The sequence below is a fragment of the Polaromonas sp. YR568 genome (genome assembly GCF_943369675.1).
Lineage (GTDB): Bacteria > Pseudomonadota > Gammaproteobacteria > Burkholderiales > Burkholderiaceae_C > Polaromonas.
In genome coordinates, this window is record NZ_CALROB020000037.1 from 14,893 (window position 1) to 37,126 (window position 22,234).

Genomic DNA, 22,234 nt, shown 5'->3' on the forward strand with positions numbered 1-22,234 from the left:
ATGCCCGCGCGCTACTGCGAACCCAGCACGGTGCGCACCGCCTGGAGCAACGACTCGGTCTCCACGGGCTTGGTGATGTAGGCATCGGCGCCGCTGGCCAGGCCCTTGAGCACGGCCTCGCGGGTGGCTTTTGCCGTCAGCATGATCACCGGGACGTCCTTGAGCTGCGGGTGCGATCGTATGCGCAGCAGGATGTCAAAACCGTCGGCGTCAGGCAGCATGACGTCCAGCAGCACCAGGTCGGGAATCGGCGGCTTGCGGAATTCGGCCACCACCTCGGCGCGGGTGCCGGCGACCCGGACATCAAAGCCCTCGAAGGTCAGGTAGTGGTGCAGGAACTTGGCCAGGGTCGGTTCGTCGTCGACGACGATGGCCGACAGGCGCTCGCCCGGCGCGCGCACCCGGGGCGTCCCGCGCTGGCGCGCGATGCGCACGTAGTAATTGGACGTTTTCAGCGAAGCCGCGCAGGCGTCGGCTTCAGCGTCGACCGCGGTGATGGCCGCCGGGCTCAGCTGGAATTGCATCGTGATGGCGAACGGGTCCACCTGAACCAGGGCCACCAGGCCTTTGGCCAGCAACAGGCCCATGGTGCTTTCGATCATCGCAGCGGCGGGCTCGCCGACGCTCTGGCGGATCTGGGCGATGGACAGGATGCCGTCCAGGCGCACCAGGAGTTCGACCTCGGTCGGCGAGATCGTGGTGGCGGCGCTGCGCAGTTCCTGCTGGCCTTTGGGCGTTACTGCGAAAACGTCGTTGTAGTGCACGGTGTAGCTCCTTTCCCGGATAAGGGGCATGACATGCGCCTGGGCGCCCTGCCTGATTCTAATGGTCTGTGTATGGGGGCGGGTGTAGGGACTACGCTCGAATGGCGTGCACCCGCAGGACGAAGATACACCAAGTGGGCCCGGCCGGCCGTTTAGCGGGTTTCCCCGGGGCCCGCCGTCGGCAGGCCCGCGTGAAGCGCCGCCATCAATTCCGCCAGCGACGCCTCCATGCGCAGCAGCAATTCCTCGATGCCGGCGCGCGGCGCGTTGGCGTGAAGCGCCTGCTCCAGCGCGTCGGCATCGCCCGGCAAGTGCGTGGCGCCGATTTGCGCCGCAACCCCGCGCAGCGAGTGGGCAAGCAGCTCAGCCGCTTTCGGGTCGCCGGCCTGCAGCGCCTCGCGGATGCGCGCCGGCGTGTCCGCGCGGCCGTCCATGAAGCGGCGCAGCATCGAGAGGTAAAAGCCTTTCATGTCCATGGCGCGGCTCAATCCCAACGCCATATCCAGGCCGGTGATGCTGTCGGGCAGCACGGCATCCTCCGAATCGGCCGCATCCGCCGCCTGCACGGCGGCAAGGCGGGAAGCCGGGGTGCCGGCCGCGGCGGCGGGCCTGGCTGCAATCGCCGCTGCGGCGGGAGCCTCCAGGCTGCCCAGCGCCTTGCGCAGTTCGGTGGCGGCATCCGCACGTTGTGCGGGCGTGAGGCGGCCCAGGTCGATTTCCAGGCGCATGCCAGGCCGGTCGCATTGGATCATCCCGCCCGGCGCGGACGGCGAAACCGGCGCCTGGCGCACCGCATACACCGTGATGGGCTCGGCAAATCCCTTGGCGATCACGGGCTTGCGCGCGTCGGCCTCGACGTCGTCCTGCACCAGGTCGTGGGTTTCCCGGGACATCAATATTTCGCCGGGCTCCGCGGCCTGCTCCAGCCGGGCGGCGAGGTTCACCTCGCGCCCGATGATGGTGTAGTCCATGCGCAGGTTGCTGCCGAAATTGCCCACGTCGCAAAAACCGGAATTGATGCCGATGCGGATTTCGAAGGCCTTGTGGATGCCCATGTCCTTCCAGCGCTGCTGCAGCACACCCATGCGCTGCTGCATGGCGACGGCCATCCTGACACACTGCACCGCGTCCTGCCGCGGCCCCAGGGTATGCGGGTCGCCGAAGAAGATGACGATGGCGTCGCCGATGAATTTGTCCAGGGTCGCGCCGTATTCGGCGGCGATCTGCGACATTTCCTCAAAGTAACTGTTGAGGAGAAACGTAACTTCCTCCGGCTGCCACTGTGCCGTGGAGGCCGTGAAGTTTTTGATGTCGGAGAAAAACACCGTCAGGCGCTTGCGCTGCGTCTGTATTTCGGCCTGGCGGGATCCGTCGAACAGCGACTGGTAGACCTGCGGCGCGAGGTAGCGCGAGAGCTGCTCGGACAAGGTCTTCAGGCGCTTGGCATTGGCGCTGCGCTCCAGGTGCAAACGCACGCGCGCCAGCAGCACGGGCGGGCTGATGGGCTTGGTGATGTAGTCGGTGGCGCCCAGGTCCAGCCCGAACTGCTCTTCTTCCACGCTGCCGAGTGCCGTGAGGAAAATGACCGGGATGTCCGCCGTGCGCGTATCGCGCGCCAGCCGCCGCATGACCTCGTAGCCGTCCATCCCGGGCATCATCACGTCGAGCAGGATGATTTCGGGGCGCTTGTCGGACAGCGCGGCCTGCAGGCCTTCTTCGCCCGAGGCGGCGGCCGTCACTTCATAGCGATCCTGCAGCAGGGTGGTGAGGAAATACCGGATGTCCGCCGTGTCGTCCACCACCAGGATGCGGGAGCGGCGCACGGGGCGCGGCCCGCCTTGCGGCTGGTTCACAGCTTCCATCATGCGGCTCCTCCATGAATGACGGGGCCGGCGTCCGGCCTGGCCGGTTACCGGGACTGGCGCGTGCGGGTTCGCATCGCCGCGCTCTGGCTCATTTCACCAGTTCCGCCCGCATGGCGTCAATCACCGCCTTGTAATCGGGTTTTCCAAAGATGGCGCTGCCGGCCACAAAGGTGTCGGCGCCGGCCGCGGCCACACGCGCGATGTTGTCGGTCTTGATGCCGCCGTCGACTTCGAGGCGGATGTCCTTGCCCGAAGCGTCGATGCGCTTGCGCGCCTGTTCGATCTTGCGCAGCGCCGAGTCGATGAAACTTTGCCCGCCGAAACCGGGGTTGACGCTCATGATCAGGATCAGGTCGATGTCCTCGATCACCCAGTCCAGCACGTCCAGCGGCGTGGCCGGGTTGAACACCAGGCCGGCCTTGCAGCCCTTGGCCTTGATGGCCTGCACGCTGCGGTGCACGTGGCCGGAGGCTTCGGGGTGGAAGCTCACCAGGTCGGCGCCGGCGTCGGCAAAGGCCGCGGCCAACGCATCCACGGGTTGCACCATCAGGTGCACGTCCACCGGCACCGGCGTGCCGTCGGCTTTTTTGGCGTGCGGCTTGAGGGCCTGGCAGATCATGGGCCCGAAAGTCAGGTTGGGCACATAGTGGTTGTCCATCACGTCGAAATGGATCCAGTCGGCGCCGCCGGCGATAACGGCCTTGATCTCGTCACCCAGGCGGGCGAAATCGGCGGACAGGATGGAGGGGGCGATCCGGTAGGTGGGCGGCTGGTTTTGAGGCATCCCGCGATTGTCGCAGCAAGCCGCGGCCCGCGCCTTCCCGTTCTGGGGGCGGGGCTGTTTCGCCGGGCCAACAGCCGGGGCGGGCGGTTAACATGGTCGCCAATCCCTTGCACCATGCCCAAATACCAATTTTCCTGCGAAGTCATTCCCCAATACCAGCCCGAGCAGTCGGCGCCGGAAGACCATGTCTACGGGTTTTCCTATACCGTCACGGTCACCAACACCGGTGACGTCACGGCACAGCTGATCTCGCGCCACTGGATCATCAGCGACGCCAAAGGCCACAACGAGGAGGTCAAGGGGCTGGGCGTGGTGGGCCACCAGCCGCTGCTCAAGCCCGGCGAATCCTTCCAGTACACCAGCGGCTCGCGCTTGCGCACGCCCAGCGGCACCATGCACGGCAGCTACTTTTGCGTGGCCGAGGACGGCGAGCGTTTTGAGGCGGCGATCCCCATGTTCGTGCTGGAGGCCTATAACGTCAATGACAACGGCCATGGCGGCGGCGCCGCGCTTCCGCGCCGCGTCCTGCATTGAGCGCACGGCCCTGACCGCCCGATGAAAGACCTGGCCTCCCTGCTCAAGGCGCTGGACCCGGACGCCGACCTGGCGGCGCGCCACATCTGGCTGATCAAGCTTTTCGAATGGATACGCGGCGACCAGACCTCCGTGCCGGCCGCCGTGGCGCGCGTGCAGGCTTTCATGGACGCCGTCGAGAGACAACCCGAGTTGCGCGCGCGCCTGCAAGCCTGGTGGCAAACGTTGATGCAGACCGTCGACATCACCACCTTGCTGGCCGATTTCGGTTTCGCGCCGCGCACGGCCTTCGTCAGCGAGCTGGCCGAACGCCTGCGCCGCAAGCTGTTGCCCGGCACGCCCGAAACGATTGACGCTTCCGAGCTGTTCCCCCTGGTGGCGCCCACCCGCTTCGATGCGCAATGGATGGGCGCGCTCGAGGAGCCGCAGGTCGCCCGGCTCACGCTGCTGCTGTCGGCCAGCCCCGAACTGGACGCGCTGCACTGGCACTACAGCCTGATGGACGCGCTCACCTACTGCACGGCGCAGATTCGCGCCACCGGCTTTGCGCCCGAGCTGCGCCTGCGCATGAACCGCGCCACGCCGCATGCGCGCGCCTTCCACGCGCTGCCGGCCGACATCGACGGGCTGCGCAACGCCTTCTTCAAACCCGAGCGCGACGACGCGCAACTGCAGGCCGCCATCGGCCAATACCGCGAACGGCTGGACGCCTGCCGCCAGGCCGTCAACAGCATCTACACCCACCTGGAAGACAACGGCATCTCGGTCGGCATGGTGTTTCGCCTGCGCCAGCTGCGCGAGCGCATCCTGCGCGTGCGCGAACTGCTTGACAGCCTGCTGTCGCCCAAGCCCGCGATGGCGGCCGTCAAGCTGCTGGGGCGCCGCGTGGTCACCGCGCAAGAGAGCAAAAGCATAGGCGCGCTGATCAGCGCCAATTCCACGCTGCTGTCGGCCAAGGTGGCGGAGCGCAGCGCGGAGACCGGTGAAACCTACATCACCCGCACGCGCGGCGAATACCGCGAAATGCTGGGCAAGGCCATGGGCGGCGGCGCCGTCACGGCCTTCACCACGCTGCTCAAGTTCATGATCGTGGGCATAGGCCTGTCGGCCTTCTGGAGCGGCTTCTGGTCCGGCGTGATGTACGCGGCCAGCTTCATCCTGATCCAGCTGCTGCATTTCACGCTGGCCACCAAGCAGCCCGCCATGACGGCGCCGGCCATGGCGGCCAAGCTCAAGGACCTCGGCTCGGCCGACGCCAGCGGCACCATCACGGCTTTTGTCGATGAAGTCACGCACCTGGTGCGCTCGCAGGTGGCGGCGGTCTTCGGCAACGTGTTCATGGTGGTGCCGGCGGTGCTGCTGGTCAACACGCTGATCCAGCTGTTGCTGGGCCGGCCCATGATCAGCAACGCCGAAGCCCAGCATGTGCTGGGCACGCTGACGCTGCTGGGCCCCACGCTGATGTGGGCCGGTTTTACCGGCGGCATCCTGTTCGCGGCCAGCATGATCGCGGGCTGGACCGAAAACTGGTTCGTGCTGCACCGCCTGGACTCGGCCATGCGCCACAACCCGCGCATCACCGCCTTCCTGGGCGGCGAGCGCGCGGCGCGCTGGTCCACCTTCATGCGCGACAACATCTCGGGCTTTGCTTCCAACATCGCGCTGGGTTTCATGCTGGGGCTGATACCGCCTTTCACCGGCTTCTTCGGCCTGGAACTCGAAGCGCGCCACGTCACGCTGTCGACCGGCCAGCTCGCCGCGGCCGGCGCCTCGCTGGGACTCGATGCCTTCAGGCACCTCGCCATCTGGTGGTGCATCGCCGCCATTCCACTCATAGGCGCACTGAACCTCGGCGTGAGTTTTTACCTCGCGTTCCGCCTGGCCCTGCAGGCGCACAACGTGAGCAACGTGGACCGCGCCCGCATTCGCGCGGCGATCTGGGCAAGATGGCGCAGCCATCCCCGCAGCTTTTTTATGCCCTGAATAGGCTCCCCCCTGTCCAGGCTCACTGCGTGTAGCCTGTTCCCCCCTCGAGGGGGCGGCGCCTTGGGCCGGCGAAGCCGGACCCTTGGCCCCCGCTGGTTTGTACTCACTGAACTCTTCAAACAATGTGCATGGCTTGCAAAGCCCTGCGCATTACATGCGGTGACAAGCGCTAGGGCTTTATTTCCGGTGTTGTCCTACAGGCCCCTGTGCAAGTGGCCGGTAAATTAATGCAACAAGTTTCGTTTCACGCAAACCCCACCGGGCCTCACGCCATCATGGCTGGCCGACAACGCGCAACATGCCGCCTCCAAGGGCTGTCTGCAGAGTTCCAATCAGAGTGGAGACACATTCCCCATGAATGAAATCCTGGCCATCTGGGCCGAATGGATCAAGCCTTCGGCGGGCTTGCCGACGGTGCAGTGGTCCATCCTGCTCGCGCTGGCCGCCGCTTCGGGCCATCTGCTGAACCGCTACACCGGCCTGCCCAAGGTGGTCGGCTACTCGCTGGTAGGCGGCTTCGCGGGCCTGGCCGGTTTCACCGGCGCCGTCTGGCCCTTGCAGGGCACAGGGCTTTTCCTGCTGGAGCTGGGCGTGGCCGTCGTGCTGTTCGAAGCGGGCGGGCGCATTCCGCTGCGCTGGTTCCGCCACAACCCCATGGTGCTGGTGCAAAGCCTGGCCGAATCGGCGCTGACTTTCATCCTCGTCTACTGGGCCCTGAGCGCGATGAGCGTGCGCGAGGCCGTGGCCGAACCGCTGGCCCTGCTGGCCATGGCTGCCTCGCCGGCCGTGCTGTCGCGCGTGGCCATCGACACGCGCGCCGCCGGCCCCGTCACCGAGCGCGCGCTGGTGCTGTCCACGCTGGGCACGCTCTACGCCCTCACGCTGTGCAGCGCGCGCGCCGGCATGATGCACCGTCCCGAATCGGGTGCGGCCGGCGTGCTCAGCACGCTCTACCCGGTGCTGGTGGTGCTGGGCCTGTCGGTGGTGGTGGGCGCGGTGCTGGCCCTCACGCTGCGCACCGCGCTGCGCGTGATGAGCCCCACCAGCGAAAACACCGCCATCCTGCTGCTGGCCCTGATCGCCGCGGGCGCCGCGCTGGCGGCCCACTTCGGCGGCTCGGCGCCGCTGGCGGCACTGCTGGGCGGCATGCTGCTCAAGCAGCTCAACCCGCGCCCCTGGTCCTGGCCGCGGCAGATGGGCACGGCCTCGTCCATGCTGACCATGCTGATGTTCGTGCTGGTCTCCGTCGTGGCCGCGCAGGCCGACTGGAGCGGCCCGGTGGCCGGCCTGGTCATCGCGCTGGTGGTCGCGCGCATGGTCGCCAAGATCGCCGGCGTGGCCCTCGGCAACGTCGGCAGCGGCGCCAGCTGGAAGCAGGCTTTGTGGGTGGGCTGCGCGATGTCGCCGATGTCCTCGGTCGCGCTGCTGCTGGTCTCGCAGTACGTGGCGGCCTCGGGCTCCCTGGGCCGCCAGATCGCCGGCGTGGCCCTGCCCGCCATCCTGCTGATGGAAGTGCTGGGCGCGGTGCTGGCCACGCTGGCCATCTACCGCGCCGGTGAAAGTTCCAAACCCTGGGCGCCGCTCACCCGCGGCCCCGCATCCGGACCCGTCCATGAGCCTTGAACCCTTCCAGAAATCCGCCGCGCTGTCGCTGGGCGTGGAGCTTGAGCTGCAGCTCGTGAACACCCACGACTACGACCTGGCGCCCTACGCCGAAGACATGCTGCGCCTGATGTCGAAAATCCCGCTGCCCGGCGCCGTGGTGCCCGAGATGACGTCGAGCATGATCGAGATATCGACCGGCGTGTGCCACAACGCCTCGGAGGTGCTGGGCCAGCTCTCGCAGATCCGCGACGCGCTGGTCAAGAGCGCCGACAAGCTCAACATCGCCGTGGTGGGCGGCGGCACCCACCCCTTCCAGCAGTGGCATGAGCGCCGCATCTACGACAAGCCGCGCTTTCGCGAGCTGTCGGAACTCTACGGTTATCTCTCCAAACAGTTCACCATCTTCGGCCAGCACGTGCACGTGGGCTGCCCCGATGCGGACAGCGCGCTGCTCACGCTGCACCGCATGTCGCGCTACATCCCGCACTTCATTGCGCTGTCGGCCTCCTCGCCTTACGTGCAGGGCCAGGACACGGCCTTCGATTCGGCGCGGCTCAATTCGGTGTTCGCCTTTCCGCTGTCGGGCCGCGCGCCTTTCGCGTTGACCTGGGACGACTTCACCGTCTACTTCGACAAGATGACGCGCACCGGCGTGGTCAAGAGCATGAAGGATTTTTACTGGGACATCCGGCCCAAGCCCGAATTCGGCACCATTGAAATCCGCGTGTTCGACACGCCGCTCACGGTCGAGCGCGCCACAGCGCTGGCCGGCTTCGTGCAGTCGCTGGCCTCGTGGTTCATGCATGAGCAGCCCTTCATGCCCACCGAAGACGATTACCTGGTCTATACCTACAACCGCTTCCAGGCCTGCCGCTTCGGCCTGGACGCGGTCTACGTGGACCCGGCCACCGGCGGCCACATGCCGCTGCGCGAGCACATCCTGCTGACCATGGCGCAGATCGAGCGCCATGCCACAGGCATGGGCGCCGGCGCGTCGCTGCACCTGCTGCGCAGCAGCGTGGAGCGCGGCGACAACGACGCGCGCTGGCTGCGCGAAAAGCAGGGCGAGGAGCGCCTGCTGGCCGAGGTCATACGCCAGGCGGCAGAGCGTTTCCGCGGCGGCGTCACGCACCAGCAGTACCCCTGAGGTTTCCCCTGAGATCAGCGGCGCAGCCTGTATGCTCTGCGCCATGGGTGAATTTGACCTGATCGCACGCTACTTCACGCGACCCGCGGCGCGCGCCGTGCTGGGCGTGGGCGACGACTGCGCGCTGCTGCAGCCGGTGCCGGGCACACAACTGGCCATCTCCAGCGACATGCTGGTCGAGGGCCGGCACTTCTTTGCCGGTGTGGACCCTTTCACACTGGGCCACAAGGCCCTGGCTGTCAACCTGAGCGACCTCGCCGCCTGCGGCGCCAAACCCCTGGCTTTCACGCTGGCACTGGCTTTGCCGCAAGTTGATGAAGCCTGGCTCGCGGCTTTTTCGAAAGGCCTGTTCGCGCTGGCCGATGCGCACGGCTGCGAACTGGTCGGTGGCGACACCACACAAGGGCCGCTCAACATCTGCATCACCGTGTTCGGCGAGGTGCCCGTGGTGAGCGGCAAGAGCCAGGCGCTGCTGCGCTCGGGCGCCAAAACCGGCGACGACGTCTATGTGAGCGGCACGCTGGGCGATGCCCGGCTGGCGCTTGACGCGCTGCGCGGCACGCTGGCCCTGCCGGCGGATTTGCTGGCGCAGGCGCGTAGGCGGCTGGAGCAGCCCGCGCCGCGCGTGGCGCTGGGCCAGGCGCTGCGCGGCATCGCCTCGGCGGCCATCGACGTGAGCGACGGCCTGATCGGCGACCTGGGGCACATCCTGCGCGCAAGCGGCGCGGGCGCGACGATCAACATCGCGGCCGTCACGCCCTTGCTGGCTTCCCGTGCTCATGCCGATTGGGCCTCAGCCGGAATCGGCGATGACAGACAACTCGAATGCGTGCTGGCCGGCGGCGACGACTACGAGCTCGCCTTCACCGCGCCGGCTTCGGCGCGTGAAGCCGTGCAGGCCGCGGCTCAGTCAGCCGGGACACAGGTCACCCGTATAGGCCGCATGGATGCCGAGCCGGGTCTGCGGTTGGTCGATGCGCAGGGAAAAGCGTTCATACAGCGCTTTTCATCCTTCGACCATTTTCAGTAAAACCGCAGGCGCCTTACTTCGCCTCCACCAGGGCGCGAATATCCAGCAAGGTCAGCTCATTGGCATCAGGCTTGCCGATCTCGCGTCCCGACGAATACGGGAAATTGTTGTCGTTGACCAGCACGATGTGCGTGGCATCGACAATCGCCAGCCCCTCGGGGCCCAGGTGCGGCAGCGAAAACATGGCTTCGTTGGGCCCCAGCTTTGCCAGGCGATCCGGGTTGGCGATGCGGGTCAGGTCGATGTAGGCCACCTTGCGCACAAAACCATCCGAATCTGCCGCGGCCAGGTCGATCTTGTAGACACGCTTGAAACGCGCGGGCCGTGTGAAGCAGTCGGTGCGCGCTTCATTGGCGCATACGGGCGCCTGCCCTTCGGTGCTGTCGTCGCGTTCTATCACCAGGCCCGTCGTGGCATCCAGCAGCTGGAAGTCGGCGGCGACGTTGCCCACCTCTTCCAGCAGGTACTTCCACTGTTTGCCTGTGTAGCGGCCTGAGGCGGCGTCCACCTCGTGGATGCGCACATAAGTCTTGTCGCCCGCTTTTTCCACACTTTTGCTTGGCGCGTCGAACAGCGGGCCTTCAAACATCGGATAGAGCCTGCTGCCGTCGGGCGACTTCGCCATGGCCTCAAATCCGTTGGAGCGGCGCACCTCGAACAAGGCCTCGCCGGGCAGGTTGGGCAGGCGGCCCTGCATGTAGTGGTCGGGCGAGGCCGGCAGCTTGCCGTTGATGACCGTCTCGATCACGCCCAGCACGCGTCCCTGGGAGTCGGTGCGCAACAGGTAAGGCCCGTATTCGTCGCCTATCCACCATTCATTGCCCACCACCTGCAGCGATTCCGGATCGAAGTCGATGCCCGTGAGATAGCGGCGCGAGGTGTTTTCGTTCTGGATGTGGAAGGGTATGCGCTTGTTCGGGTCGCTCAGGAAGGTGGTGCTCCGGCGCACGACTACGCCCTTGCCCCAATCGGCCGACAGCCGGTGCACCATCAGCAGCGCGTCCTGCGAGTTGACCTTGTTGCCGAAGCCGTTGTCGGTCAGCGCGAGGAACTCGCCCTTGCCCAGGGAAACGATGCCCGAGAAGCCCTGTACCGATTGCCCCTTCATGGGCAGCGTGCCGCCGGAAGCGCGCGGGTATTGCGGGTCGCCGACAAAGGTGTTGGCGCTTTCGCTGCCGAGTTTTTCATTGCGCTGGCGTTTGGCATTGGCGAACTTGCCCGCCGTGGCGAAGAAGGCGCCCGCGTCGCGCGTCGCGGGCACGGAGGCGTTGGCGGGCAGGGCCGCATGGCCCGCCAGCGTGGCTTCCACTGCCGGTGCGCTTTGCGCGCGGCCGCTCCCGGCCGCGAGGCACAGCGCGCAGGCGGCCACCAGGGTCAATGTGTTCATCCTGGCCAAAACCTTTTTCTGCTTGCTCATCCCGAACCCCTCTTGTCTGTGAATCGCTGGACTGTGCAGGCCGCATGTGAAACCGGTGTGACAAAATCAGCCACAACCCCGGGCATCGCGCCCGACACTCCCACCATGACCGACACCACGCCGCCGCCCGCCTTCCGGCCCACCGCGAAATTTTTGCTGGCGCATCCCGCGCATTTCATCGCCCTGGGCTTCGGTTCCGGCCTCAGCCCTGTTGCGCCCGGCACGGCCGGCACGCTGTGGGCCTGGCTGGCCTTCCTGGTGCTGCAGCAGTGGCTCACGCCGGCCGACATGGGCTGGCTGATCGCCGCCTCCACCCTGGTCGGCTGGTGGGCCTGCACGGTGACCGCCAAGGCCATGAAGGTGCTGGACCCGGGCAGCATCGTCTGGGACGAGGTTGTGGCCTTCTGGCTGGTGCTGTGGCTGGTGATGCCCGCCGGCTTCTGGGCGCAACTGGCCGCGTTTGCGCTGTTCCGCTTTTTTGACGCCGTGAAACCCGGCCCCGTGGCCTGGGCCGACCAGGCCTTCAAGGGCTTTAACTGGCGCGGCGGTTTCGGCATCCTGTTTGACGATTTTGTGGCGGCCTTCTGCGCGCTGCTGGTGATTGCCGCCTGGAGGTTCTGGTGAGCAGCGCGCCGGCAGAACAGCTGGCCGCCCTGCTCCAGGCCCAGGGCCGGATGCTGGCCACCGCCGAAAGCTGCACGGGCGGCATGATCTCCGCCGCCTGCACCGACCTGGCCGGCTCCAGCAACTGGTTTGAGCGCGGCTTCGTCACCTACTCCAACGAGGCCAAGACGGAATTGCTGGGCGTGGACGCCGCGCTGATCGCAAAACACGGCGCCGTCAGCGAGGAAGTGGCGCGCGCCATGGCCTCCGGCGCCATCAAGCATTCACGCGCCCAGGTGTCCGTGGCGGTGACGGGCGTGGCCGGCCCGACGGGCGGTAGCGCCGCCAAGCCCGTGGGTACGGTATGGTTTGGCTTCAGTGTGGGTGGCCAGCTAAGCAGCGAGATGAAGCGTTTTGACGGCGACCGCGCCGCGGTGCGCGGCGCCACGGTGCAGCACGCGTTAACGCGGCTGCTGGAGTTGCTGGCCTGAGCGGCGGCGCAGCCGGTCAAAGACCGCCGCCAGGCCCATGGCCGTGACAGCGAGTTCAGGCGCTGAGAAATGTTCTTTTAAGCAATAGACTAGCAAGTTACGCCCGAACACCACTCGACATCCCTGAAAAACCGCAATGGCGATCAAGAAATCCGACCTCTACTCCTCCCTTTGGGCATCCTGCGACGAGTTACGGGGTGGTATGGACGCCAGTCAGTACAAAGACTACGTCCTGTTTTTGCTGTTCATCAAATACATCAGCGACAAGTACGGAAACAGCGAGGACTTCGCGCCGCCCGTCATCATTCCTGCGGGCAGCAGCTTCAAGGACATGATTGCCCTCAAGGGCAACGCCGAGATCGGCGACAAGATCAATACTCAGGTTATCGCGCCGCTAATCGCTGCCAACGCAAAACTGGCGCGTAGTGATTTTCCCGATTTCAACGACCCCAACAAACTCGGGGAGGGCAAGGACAGAGTTGAGAAGCTCTCCAAGCTGATCGGAATTTTCCAAAATCCTGCTCTCGATTTTTCCAAGAACCGTGCCGAGCACGACGACATCCTGGGAGACGCCTACGAGTTCTTGATGCGACACTTTGCCAGCGAAAGCGGCAAAAGCAAGGGCCAGTTCTATACCCCGTCCGAAGTCAGCCGTATTCTCGCCAGCGTCATTGGCATCTCACCCAAAAATACCAAAGGCGCCACCACTGCATACGACCCCACATGCGGCTCGGGATCGCTGCTTTTGAAAGTGGCGGCACAAGCCGGCAAGCACATCACGCTGGAGGGGCAGGAAAAAGACGTGACCACGGCGGGCCTCGCGCGCATGAACATGATCCTGCATGACTTCCCAACCGCCACCATCCTGTCGGGCAACACGTTGGCCGCACCTAAATTCAAGGATGGTGAAAGTCTGCGCACCTACGACTATGTGGTAGCCAACCCGCCCTTTTCAGACAAAAGCTGGAGCACCGGCCTCACCTTGGGTGACAACGGAGAAGACGACGCCTTCCAGCGCTTTTCCTGGGGCGTTCCGCCCCCCAAACAAGGCGACTACGCCTACCTGTTGCACATCATCCGCAGCATGAAAAGCAACACGGGCAAGGCTGCCTGCATCTTGCCCCACGGCGTGCTGTTTCGCGGCAATGCAGAAGCGGTTATCCGCGAACAATTGGTGCGCTCCGGCATCCTCAAAGGCATCATCGGCTTGCCTGCCAACCTGTTCTATGGCACCGGCATTCCGGCCTGCATCCTGGTACTAGACAAGGAAAACGCCACTGCAAGGGCAGGAATTTTCATGGTGGACGCGTCCAAGGCTTTTATCAAGGACGGCAACAAAAACCGTCTGCGCGAGCAAGACATCCACAAAATCGTGGACACCTTCACCCGGCAGATCGACACCGCACGCTACGCCCGCATGGTTCCGCGCAGTGAAATTGCCGATGCCAAGAATAACTACAACCTCAACCTGCTGCGCTATATCGACAGCTCCGCACCCGAAGACCTGCAAGACATAGACGGCCACTTGCGCGGTGGCATTCCGGAGCGCGACCTGGATGCCTTTGCTGCTGACTGGCAGGTGTTCCCTGGCGTGCGTGCCGCCTTGTTTGCATCCGCTGGCCGGCCCGGCTATGCCAGCCTCAAGCTGCCCATTGCCGAAGTCAAGCCTGCTATCTTGAGCCATTCCGAATTCACCGCCTATCACCAAAGCGTGACGGCGCTGTTCACCAAATGGCGCAAGGCCATCACCCCCCGCATCACCGCATTCGCGCAAGACGATCACCCCAAGGAACTGATACACACGGTGTCCGAAGTCTTATTGGCGGCTTTTCAGGCAGTGCCATTGATCGACGCCTACGACATCTACCAGCACCTGATGGACTACTGGGCAGCCGCCATGCAGGACGATGCCTACCTGATCGCTGCTGACGGCTGGGTACAAGGCGCACAGGCACGCGAGATCGTGCAGGTCAAAGACAAAAACAGCAAACTCATCTGGCCTGAGCTACATGACTACGCGCTAGGCAAACGCCGCTTCAAGTCAGACTTGGTGCCCGCCAGCATTCTGGTGGCCAAATACTTTGCATCCGAGCGCGCAGCCATAGACGCACTGGATGCCCAAATCGCCTTGTTGGAGCAGAAACTGGATGACATGCTGGAACAGCACAGCGGCGATGAAGGGCTGCTAAATGAAGTGATTGAGGGCGGAGGCGACAAGCAAAAGATCACTACCAAGGCCGTGAAAGCCCGCCTAAAAGAAATTGGTAAAGACCCGGACTATGCAGACGAACACAGGGCACTCACCGCCTACGCTGACGTACTGGACCAGCAGGGCACATCTAAAGCCCAGCGCAAAGCCGATCAAGAAGCGTTGGACAAGAAGATCGCTGCCAAGTACCTAAAGCTAACTGAAGCGCAAATCAAGACCCTGGTGGTGGACGATAAGTGGATGGCGCACCTGAGCGCTGCTGTACAGGGGGAGCTGGACCGCGTGTCGCAAATCCTCACCGGTCGCATTCGTGAACTGGCGGAACGCTATGCCAGACCGTTGCCACAACTCATTAATGAGGTAGCCACACTGGCTGCGCGAGTGGATGCCCATCTACGGCGCATGGGGGCGGTATGGAATTGAACCGGCGTGACACCACATTTACTATATTTTTGATAGCCGCTTACGCACGTTTTACAAGCGCCGGCGGGCGATTTGATATGCAATCTCGGCGGCGGCAGCCATTTGACCTATCTTTGATTTCCGCTTTTGAGGCGGGAGCGGTATGAGTGCGGGTTTGCGAGCTGGGTACAAGCAGACTGAAGTGGGGGTGATTCCAGAGGATTGGGTGGTGAAGCCATTTTCTGACCTCTTCGAATTAAGCAATGGCGTTAACGCCGACAAAGCGTCATATGGGCAAGGACTTCCCTTCATCAATGTTTTGGAGCCCATAACTCACTCGCACCTGTACGGCCCGGAAATTACTGGTCAAGTTACCTTACCCGAGGCCATCGCAGTTTCGTATGCAGTTCGCCGAGGAGACGTGCTCTTTAATCGTACGTCGGAGACGCAGGATGAGGTCGGTCTGGCGGCGACTTATCTAGGCACTGAGTTGGTTGTATTCGGAGGCTTCGTTATTCGCGGCCGCCCAACAGGCCAAAGCTTCGATCCTGTTTATTCAGGCTATGCGTTGCGTGCGCCCATTATTCGATCGCAGATTATCCCCATGGGGCAAGGCGCGATTCGCGCAAACATCGGGCAACAAAACCTTGGCCTTGTTGTTGCACCAGTCCCTCCGCTCCCGGAACAACGCGCCATCGCGACGGCGCTAGGTGATATGGATGCACTGTTAGGCGGGCTAGATAGCCTCATCGCCAAGAAGCGTGACCTCAAACAGGCAGCCATGCAGCAACTCCTCACCGGCCAAATTCGTCTCCCTGGATTTGATGGGGAGTGGTCTAGAACCGAGTTAAAGCAGCTTGTCTTGATCCCCATCACTGATGGACCTCACATGACTCCGAGGTTTTACAACAGCGGTGTTCCTTTTCTTTCGGTGAATAACCTCGTTGACAACCGAATCGATCTAACTGACCTTCGGTACATCTCAAAAGTAGACGACCAAATCTTCGCAAAAAAGTGCAAACCAAGGGTTGGTGATGTGCTCTTGGGAAAAGCCGCATCAGTAGGAAAGGTTGCCATAGTCGAGGAGGAGTTCGACTTTAATATTTGGTCTCCGATTGCTTTGGTAAGAGCGAATGAAGAAATCCACGCAAAATTTCTGTACTACCAACTACTAAGCACCGATTGTGTTGGGCAAATTTCCTTGCTCACCAACTCGTCATCGCAAGGCAATATCGGCATGGGCGATATTGAGAAGCTTCAAATTTCTTACCCAGAGCGAGAAGAACAAACTGCAATCGCCGCCGCCCTCTCCGACATGGACGCCGAACTCGCCGCACTGGAAGCTCGCCGCGACAAGACGCGCAATCTCAAACAGGTCATGTTACAAGAGCTACTGACCGGCAGAACAAGACTAATCGAACCCGCCTCTAAGGTCATCGCTGTGGATTTCTCCGCAAAGCCCAAACCCGCAGCGGTTCAGCAGCCTGCAGCCGGCACGCATAACTGGGCCATTAACGAAGCCGTGGTGGTAGCGGTGCTGGTCAAGCAGTTTGGATCGGAGCAATATCCGCTGGGGCGCAAGCGCTGCACCAAGCTCTCTTATCTGATGCACAGGCACGTGGAGCATGTGGCGCAGGGCTATCTCAAAAAAGCGGCGGGCCCCTACAACCCGTCGGTGAAATACAAGGGGCCAGAAGGCATTGCCCAGAAAAACGGCTATATCCGCACCCACTCCCAGGGAAAATTCGCCGGCTTTGTGGCCGCCGGGAAGATAGCCCAGGCCGAGGGTTATTTTGAGAAGTGGTACGGGGCCGACGTGCTAGCCTGGCTGGAGCAGTTTCGCTACAAGTCCAATGACGAGCTGGAATTGCTGGCGACGGTGGACATGGCGGTAGAAGATTTACGCCGTACGGGCAAACCGGCTAATGTGGATGCAGTCAAATCCGTGATCCACGACAACCCGGAATGGGAGGCCAAGCTGGAGCGGGAGATTTTCTCCGGTGCCAACATTGCACGGGCCATTGCACAAACAAGGGAATTGTTTCACTAGAAGTCCAACATGAAAGAGTCGCAACACACCGAATGGAAAGAATCCTGGCGCGACGACTACCTGCGCTGGGTGTGCGGCTTTGCCAATGCCGAGGGTGGCATGCTGGTGATTGGGCGCAATGACCGCGGCGAGGTAGTCGGCATACCCGATGCGGCCAAGCTGCTGGAAGACCTGCCCAACAAGGTGCGTGACTTGCTGGGAATCCTGGTGGACGTGAACCTGCGCAGCGAAAGCGGCAGGGAATATCTGGAGCTGGTAACACCGGCCTACCCGTCACCCATCAGCTACCGGGGGCATTACTACCAACGCAGCGGCAGCACCTTGCAAGAACTCAAGGGCGCGGCGCTGGACCGCTTTTTGCTGCGCAAGCAGGGACGCACCTGGGATGGCGTTCCCGTACCGGGAGTGACGGCTACAGACTTGTCGCCTGCAGCGATGCAGGTGTTCAGGCAACTGGCCCTGGACAGTGGCCGTATGGACCCCGCCGCGCTGAAAGAAACCGATGCAGGTTTACTTGAAAAACTCCAGTTGACAGAGGGCAGCTACCTCAGGCGTGCAGCGCTGCTGCTGTTTCACCCCGACCCGCAACGCTTCGCGACGGGAGCCTTTGTCAAGATAGGGTTCTTTCGTTCGGAGTCTGATCTGGTCTACCACGACGAGGTGGCTGGTGATTTGTTTGGCCAGGTGCGTCAAACCACAGACCTGCTGCTCTCCAAGTACCTCAAGGCTGCCATTCGCTATGAGGGTCTGCAGCGCATTGAGCGCTTCCCCGTGCCACGGGCGGCCCTGCGCGAGGCCTTGCTCAATGCCTTGATGCATCGTGACTACGCGGTGCCGGCACCCGTGCAGATCCGCGTTTACGAGGACAGGCTGAAGATATGGAACCCGGCCGCGCTGCCGGAGGGTTGGTCACTGCAAAAGCTGCTGGGGGAGCACCCCTCTTTGCCGTTTAACCCGCTGATAGCCAATGCGTTTTTCCGGGCGGGTGAGATTGAGGCCTGGGGGCGCGGCATCGACCGGATTTTTCAGGCATGCCGGGAGGCGGGGGTACCACCACCGCAATGGCGGCATGAAGCCAACGACCTGTGGGTGGAGTTTCCTTTCTCATCGGAGTACCTGGCGGCGATGGGTGGACAGCGTCAAATAGTCACCCCGGAAGTCACCCCGGAAGTCACCCCGGAAGTCAGGTTGCTGCAGGCCATGGCTTCGGTGAATGTTCTAGCCTGGCCGCGTCGCGCTTTGCAACAGGCATTAGGACTGAGCGACGCCGAGCATTTTCGCAAGAGCTTTCTGCAGCCCGCTCTGGCCAGCGGCTTGATTGAAATGACGCTGCCAGACAAGCCGACCAGTCGCATGCAGCAATATCGCCTGACCGATGCGGGTCGTGCCCATCTGCAAATCCTTGCAAGCAAAGGCAAGCCACCATGACCGAGCCAACCCGCTCCGAGCGCAAGACACAAAACCGTGTCATGGATCTCTTCACCAACACGGCGAGGGCCGACTGCCTGGGCTACCGCAATCTGGGCGAGTGGAACAAACGTGAGGGCAATCGCCCGATTGAAACCACCCTGCTGCGCGAAAACCTTGCGGCGCGTGGCTACTCCCCCGCCCACATTGCTGCCGCCTTGCAGAAACTGGAGGCAGCAGCCGACACCACCGGAATCACGCTGTACCAGGCCAATCTGCGCACCTATCAGCTGCTGCGCTATGGCGTGCCGGTGCAAACTTCTGCGGGCCAGGCGCATACAACGGTGCATTTGATTGACTGGAGCGTTCCCGACAAGAACGACTTTGCGCTGGCCGAAGAGGTGACGCTCAAGGGTGGCCACCAACGCCGGCCAGATATCGTGCTGTACATCAATGGCATTGCCATAGTGGTTATCGAACTCAAACGCAGTTCGGTAGAGCTGGCCGGTGGGGTGCGCCAACTTATTACCAACCAGGAGGAAATTTTCAACAAGGGGTTTTTCAGCACCGTGCAGTTGGTACTGGCAGGCAGCGACTCCCAAGGCTTGCGAGTGGGCACCACGGGCACGTCGGAGCAGTTTTTTGTGGAATGGAAAAGTGATGTGCCTCAACAGCCTGGCACGACACCGCAGGCAGGAGCGCTGCTAGACGCGCCGTTGGCGCTGTGGTGCAGCAAGCATCGGCTGTTGGACCTGCTGCGCAATTTCATCATCTTCGACGGCGGCCAGAAGAAGGTGCCACGCCCACACCAGTACGCGGGGGTGAAGGCGGCGCAAGAGCGCGTTGCCAAGCGAGAGGGTGGTGTGATATGGCACACCCAAGGCAGCGGCAAGAGCATTTTGATGGTGCTATTTGCCAAGTGGCTGCTGGAGCATGACCCCGAGGCACGCATTCTGGTGATTACGGATCGCGACGAGTTGGACAAGCAAATTGTTGGGGTGATGCGCAACGCGGGGGTGATTGGTAAAAACACGCCGTCACCCCGAATCAACTCGCGGGCTGAGTTGATCGAGAAGTTGGGCTCTACGACCACGCGGCTAATGTGTGCGCTGATCCACAAGTTTGATGTCTCGGACCTAAACGACCCACCGCCCAATGTACATGGCCGTGTCTATGTGTTTGTCGATGAATGCCACCGCACTCAGGGCGGTGACATGAACAAGCAGATGAAGCGCTGGCTGGAAGGGGCCATCTTCATCGGCTTTACCGGCACACCACTGCTGCGCAAAGACAAGACCATGACGCGCGATGTGTTCGGCACTTACATCCACACCTACAAGTTTCACCAGGCAGTGGCCGACAAGGTGGTGTTGGACTTGAAGTACGAGGCGCGCGACGTGTCAGAGCGGCTCACATCCCAAAGGAAGATAGACGAATGGTTTGAGCGGGCAACCCGCAACCTCAACAACTTTCAGAAGGCCTTGGTGCGAAAGCGCTGGGCCACCATGGAAGAGTTGATGAGCGCGGCGGGCCGCAAGCGCGAGATCATTGCGGACATCATTGGTGATTTCGCCCTCAAGCCGCGCCTGAACAATGACCGGGGCACGGCGATTCTTGTGGCGGCATCCATCTACGATGCCTGTCACTACTACCGGCTGTTCCTGGGCACAAGCTTTGGCCCCTACTGCGGCATCATCACGTCGTTCGAGCCGAACCACAATGCGGTTTCTCGGGAACCAGCGAACAGCGACGAGCGCTATAAGTTCGACACCTATTCCCAGCATGTATTGAAAAACTTCCCGACGACCGAGAAGTACGAAACAGAAATGAAGCGCCGCTTCATTGAAGAGCCGGCCAACCTGAAGTTGCTGATTGTTGTCAGCAAACTGCTCACCGGCTTTGACGCTCCAAGCTGCAGCTACATCTATTTGGACAATGAGCTGCATGACCACAATCTGTTTCAAGCCATTTGCCGAACCAACCGCTTGGATGGTGACGACAAGGACTACGGCCATATCGTCGACTATAAAAAACTGTTTGGCGATGTGCAAGAGGCGATTGCTGTCTATAGCTCCGATGAGCTGGACATTGACCAGGGCAATGGCGGCGATAACAATGTGCGTCTTAAGGGGCTACTGGAAGAAAGCAAGAAGCAGCTGGATACTGCTCGTCAAGCCATTGCTTACCTGTGCGAACCGGTGGGCCAACCGCGGGAGGTGGAGCAATACCTGCATTATTTCTGCGGGGATGCAGCGGACCCTGGTGCTCTGCTCAAAACCGAAGCACTGCGGGTGTCGTTCTACAAAGCGGTGGCCATCTTCGCGCGTACCTACGCGGATCTCGGCCAAAACCTGGCAGAGGCGGGATATTCGGACGAAGACGCGGCTGCACTGCACAAGGAAGTGGGGTTCTACGCCGATATTCGCTCCGCCATCAAGAAACACTCCGGTGAGGAGCTGGACATCAAGCCTTTTGAGGCGGACATGCGCCACCTCATCAATACCTACATCCAGGCGGACCCCGCCGCGGAACTGGGTGAACTGGGGGAGATGTCGCTAACCGAACTGATTATTGAGACGGGTATCCACGATGCGATTGCCAGGAAACTCAATGCGAAAGGCAAGCTCTCGAAGAATTCAGTTGCCGAGGGCATTATCAACAACGTCCGCAAAACCATCATTCGTGATCAACTGACCGACCCGAGGTTCTACGCGCAAATGTCCAAACTGCTGGACGATCTGATCAAGCAAAGCCGTGCTGACGCTACAGCCTATGAAGAGTTTTTGCGAAAAGCCGAAGACCTGGTCAGACGGCTAGCGGCCAAGCAGCCCGAGGATGGACTGCCAACAGAACTGCATGGCAAGCATGAGGCAACGGTAATCTATAACAACCTGGAAACCATACTATCAGCGTCAACACCTGCAGATGTATTGCAGGAAGATCAACCCGGGTATGGAAATGAACGAGTATTGCTGGCACTGGAAATTGACCATGCGATGCGATTGCAAGCGCCCGCCGACTGGAAGGGCGACGAGACCAAGGAACGTGTTGTTCAAAACTTTCTGTTTCCACTGTTGAGGAAAAACCGTGCCGCAACGCTGGCCGTTTTCGAGTTGATCAAGAACCAGTCGGGTTACTGATGATGGAAACCATCGTGCTTGGTGATATCAGAATCGCAGTCACCCGAAAGGCGGTGAAAAATGTACACCTCTCTGTGCATCCACCACTGGGAAATGTCACGCTGGTTGCGCCCACCGCAACGCGTTTGGATGTGGCCCGCGCCTACGCAATCTCCAAACTCGGCTGGATTCGTGATCAGCAAACAAAGCTGCTGGCACAGGCCCGCGAGACACCGCGACGGTTCGTAGAACGGGAGACGCACTACCTTTGGGGTCGCCGTTACTTGCTGTCGGTCATCAAGAAGGACGCCAAGCCCGCCGTCACACAAGACCATCGACGTATCACACTCACTGTTCGCCCCGACAGCATGCTCACCAAGCGGAAAGAGGTGATGGATGAATGGCATCGCGCTCAGATGCACCGGGTAGTGCCGGCCTTAATCGAGAAATGGGAGAGGAAATTGGGCGTTAAGGTTTCTAGCTACTTCTTGCAACGCATGAAGACCAAGTGGGGGAGTTGCAACTACCTTACGGGAAACATCCGCTTAAATACTGAACTGGTGAAAAAGCCCAAAGACTTGCTGGAGTACGTTGTGGTGCACGAAATGCTGCACTTGATAGAACCGAACCATAGCGAGCGCTTTGTGGCGCTGCTGGAGCATCACTACCCAACATGGCGCGAGGCGCGAGCCGAACTAAATGAGTTGCCACTGGCGGCTGAAACATGGGGTGTGCCATAGGGTATTTAGCACTTTGGTCAAACACAAAGGGTTAGCAGCCTAAACGGCGGCGACCCCACCGGGTGATCACTTTTACAGGCG

At 62.0% G+C, this 22,234-nt stretch carries 16 protein-coding genes; 12 read left to right on the forward strand and 4 right to left on the reverse strand.

Annotated features, from left to right (window positions below):
* Positions 1-11: 11 nt before the first annotated feature.
* The 3 genes from ACLV8F_RS18530 to rpe all read right to left on the reverse strand — a co-directional run bounded on the left by ACLV8F_RS18530 (position 12) and on the right by rpe (position 3,413).
* Complete coding sequence (locus ACLV8F_RS18530; protein WP_411885673.1) at positions 12-764, reverse strand: response regulator transcription factor; 753 nt, start codon at positions 762-764, stop codon at positions 12-14.
* A gap of 152 nt (positions 765-916) precedes the next feature.
* Complete coding sequence (locus ACLV8F_RS18535) at positions 917-2,629, reverse strand: adenylate/guanylate cyclase domain-containing protein (protein WP_411885674.1); 1,713 nt, start codon at positions 2,627-2,629, stop codon at positions 917-919.
* Positions 2,630-2,717: 88 nt separating this feature from the next.
* Entirely contained in the window at positions 2,718-3,413 is a 696-nt protein-coding gene (gene rpe / locus ACLV8F_RS18540; protein ID WP_411885675.1) for a ribulose-phosphate 3-epimerase, read from the reverse strand.
* Positions 3,414-3,527: 114 nt separating this feature from the next.
* On the opposite strand from rpe, the gene apaG reads away from it, so the two are divergent.
* The 5 genes from apaG to thiL all read left to right on the forward strand — a co-directional run bounded on the left by apaG (position 3,528) and on the right by thiL (position 9,715).
* Positions 3,528-3,947, forward strand: a complete 420-nt coding sequence (gene apaG / locus ACLV8F_RS18545) for a Co2+/Mg2+ efflux protein ApaG (protein WP_411885676.1) — start codon at positions 3,528-3,530, stop codon at positions 3,945-3,947.
* Between the two features lie 21 nt (positions 3,948-3,968).
* The gene (locus ACLV8F_RS18550) at positions 3,969-5,930 is read left to right on the forward strand and encodes a site-specific recombinase (protein ID WP_411885677.1); all 1,962 of its coding nucleotides are present in this window, start codon (positions 3,969-3,971) and stop codon (positions 5,928-5,930) included.
* A gap of 357 nt (positions 5,931-6,287) precedes the next feature.
* Positions 6,288-7,556 (forward strand): cation:proton antiporter, encoded by a 1,269-nt coding sequence (locus ACLV8F_RS18555; RefSeq protein ID WP_411885678.1) that lies wholly within the window; start codon positions 6,288-6,290, stop codon positions 7,554-7,556.
* Positions 7,546-8,685, forward strand: a complete 1,140-nt coding sequence (locus ACLV8F_RS18560) for a YbdK family carboxylate-amine ligase (RefSeq protein ID WP_411885679.1) — start codon at positions 7,546-7,548, stop codon at positions 8,683-8,685. Before ACLV8F_RS18555 ends, ACLV8F_RS18560 begins: the two co-directional genes overlap by 11 nt.
* 43 nt (positions 8,686-8,728) lie before the next feature.
* The gene (gene thiL / locus ACLV8F_RS18565) at positions 8,729-9,715 is read left to right on the forward strand and encodes a thiamine-phosphate kinase (protein ID WP_411885680.1); all 987 of its coding nucleotides are present in this window, start codon (positions 8,729-8,731) and stop codon (positions 9,713-9,715) included.
* 13 nt (positions 9,716-9,728) lie between these two features.
* Here thiL and ACLV8F_RS18570 read toward each other — a convergent pair whose 3' ends face one another.
* Positions 9,729-11,102 carry an esterase-like activity of phytase family protein gene (locus tag ACLV8F_RS18570; protein ID WP_411885681.1) on the reverse strand — a complete coding sequence of 458 codons (1,374 nt, stop codon included), beginning with the start codon at positions 11,100-11,102 and terminating at the stop codon, positions 9,729-9,731.
* A gap of 135 nt (positions 11,103-11,237) precedes the next feature.
* Here ACLV8F_RS18570 and ACLV8F_RS18575 point away from each other — a divergent pair, with 135 nt between their 5' ends.
* From ACLV8F_RS18575 to ACLV8F_RS18605, 7 genes are all read left to right on the forward strand, one after another.
* Positions 11,238-11,756, forward strand: coding sequence for a phosphatidylglycerophosphatase A (locus ACLV8F_RS18575; protein WP_411885682.1), 519 nt, complete (start codon positions 11,238-11,240; stop codon positions 11,754-11,756).
* The gene (locus tag ACLV8F_RS18580; RefSeq protein ID WP_411885683.1) at positions 11,753-12,226 is read left to right on the forward strand and encodes a CinA family protein; all 474 of its coding nucleotides are present in this window, start codon (positions 11,753-11,755) and stop codon (positions 12,224-12,226) included. Before ACLV8F_RS18575 ends, ACLV8F_RS18580 begins: the two co-directional genes overlap by 4 nt.
* A gap of 136 nt (positions 12,227-12,362) precedes the next feature.
* Positions 12,363-14,858 (forward strand): N-6 DNA methylase, encoded by a 2,496-nt coding sequence (locus tag ACLV8F_RS18585; protein WP_411885684.1) that lies wholly within the window; start codon positions 12,363-12,365, stop codon positions 14,856-14,858.
* Positions 14,859-15,066: 208 nt separating this feature from the next.
* Positions 15,067-16,887 (forward strand): restriction endonuclease subunit S, encoded by a 1,821-nt coding sequence (locus ACLV8F_RS18590; RefSeq protein WP_411885685.1) that lies wholly within the window; start codon positions 15,067-15,069, stop codon positions 16,885-16,887.
* 9 nt (positions 16,888-16,896) lie between these two features.
* Positions 16,897-18,315 (forward strand): ATP-binding protein, encoded by a 1,419-nt coding sequence (locus ACLV8F_RS18595; protein WP_411885686.1) that lies wholly within the window; start codon positions 16,897-16,899, stop codon positions 18,313-18,315.
* A complete protein-coding gene (locus ACLV8F_RS18600; protein WP_411885687.1) occupies positions 18,312-21,434 on the forward strand; it encodes a type I restriction endonuclease subunit R in 3,123 nt (1,040 codons plus the stop codon). Before ACLV8F_RS18595 ends, ACLV8F_RS18600 begins: the two co-directional genes overlap by 4 nt.
* Positions 21,434-22,153, forward strand: coding sequence for a M48 family metallopeptidase (locus ACLV8F_RS18605; RefSeq protein WP_411885688.1), 720 nt, complete (start codon positions 21,434-21,436; stop codon positions 22,151-22,153). The genes ACLV8F_RS18600 and ACLV8F_RS18605 overlap by 1 nt, the downstream gene beginning before the upstream one ends.
* Positions 22,154-22,234: the final 81 nt, after the last annotated feature.

Bases quoted from the DNA above. Each gene is read 5' to 3' on its own strand.
- ACLV8F_RS18535 (WP_411885674.1), bottom strand. From the start codon at position 2,629: ATGATGGAAGCTGTGAACCAGCCGCAAGGCGGGCCGCGCCCCGTGCGC.
- rpe (WP_411885675.1), bottom strand. From the start codon at position 3,413: ATGCCTCAAAACCAGCCGCCCACCTACCGGATCGCCCCCTCCATCCTG.
- apaG (WP_411885676.1), top strand. From the start codon at position 3,528: ATGCCCAAATACCAATTTTCCTGCGAAGTCATTCCCCAATACCAGCCC.
- ACLV8F_RS18550 (WP_411885677.1), top strand. From the start codon at position 3,969: ATGAAAGACCTGGCCTCCCTGCTCAAGGCGCTGGACCCGGACGCCGAC.
- ACLV8F_RS18555 (WP_411885678.1), top strand. From the start codon at position 6,288: ATGAATGAAATCCTGGCCATCTGGGCCGAATGGATCAAGCCTTCGGCG.
- ACLV8F_RS18560 (WP_411885679.1), top strand. From the start codon at position 7,546: ATGAGCCTTGAACCCTTCCAGAAATCCGCCGCGCTGTCGCTGGGCGTG.
- thiL (WP_411885680.1), top strand. From the start codon at position 8,729: ATGGGTGAATTTGACCTGATCGCACGCTACTTCACGCGACCCGCGGCG.
- ACLV8F_RS18570 (WP_411885681.1), bottom strand. From the start codon at position 11,102: ATGAACACATTGACCCTGGTGGCCGCCTGCGCGCTGTGCCTCGCGGCC.
- ACLV8F_RS18575 (WP_411885682.1), top strand. From the start codon at position 11,238: ATGACCGACACCACGCCGCCGCCCGCCTTCCGGCCCACCGCGAAATTT.
- ACLV8F_RS18585 (WP_411885684.1), top strand. From the start codon at position 12,363: ATGGCGATCAAGAAATCCGACCTCTACTCCTCCCTTTGGGCATCCTGC.
- ACLV8F_RS18595 (WP_411885686.1), top strand. From the start codon at position 16,897: ATGAAAGAGTCGCAACACACCGAATGGAAAGAATCCTGGCGCGACGAC.
- ACLV8F_RS18600 (WP_411885687.1), top strand. From the start codon at position 18,312: ATGACCGAGCCAACCCGCTCCGAGCGCAAGACACAAAACCGTGTCATG.
- ACLV8F_RS18605 (WP_411885688.1), top strand. From the start codon at position 21,434: ATGATGGAAACCATCGTGCTTGGTGATATCAGAATCGCAGTCACCCGA.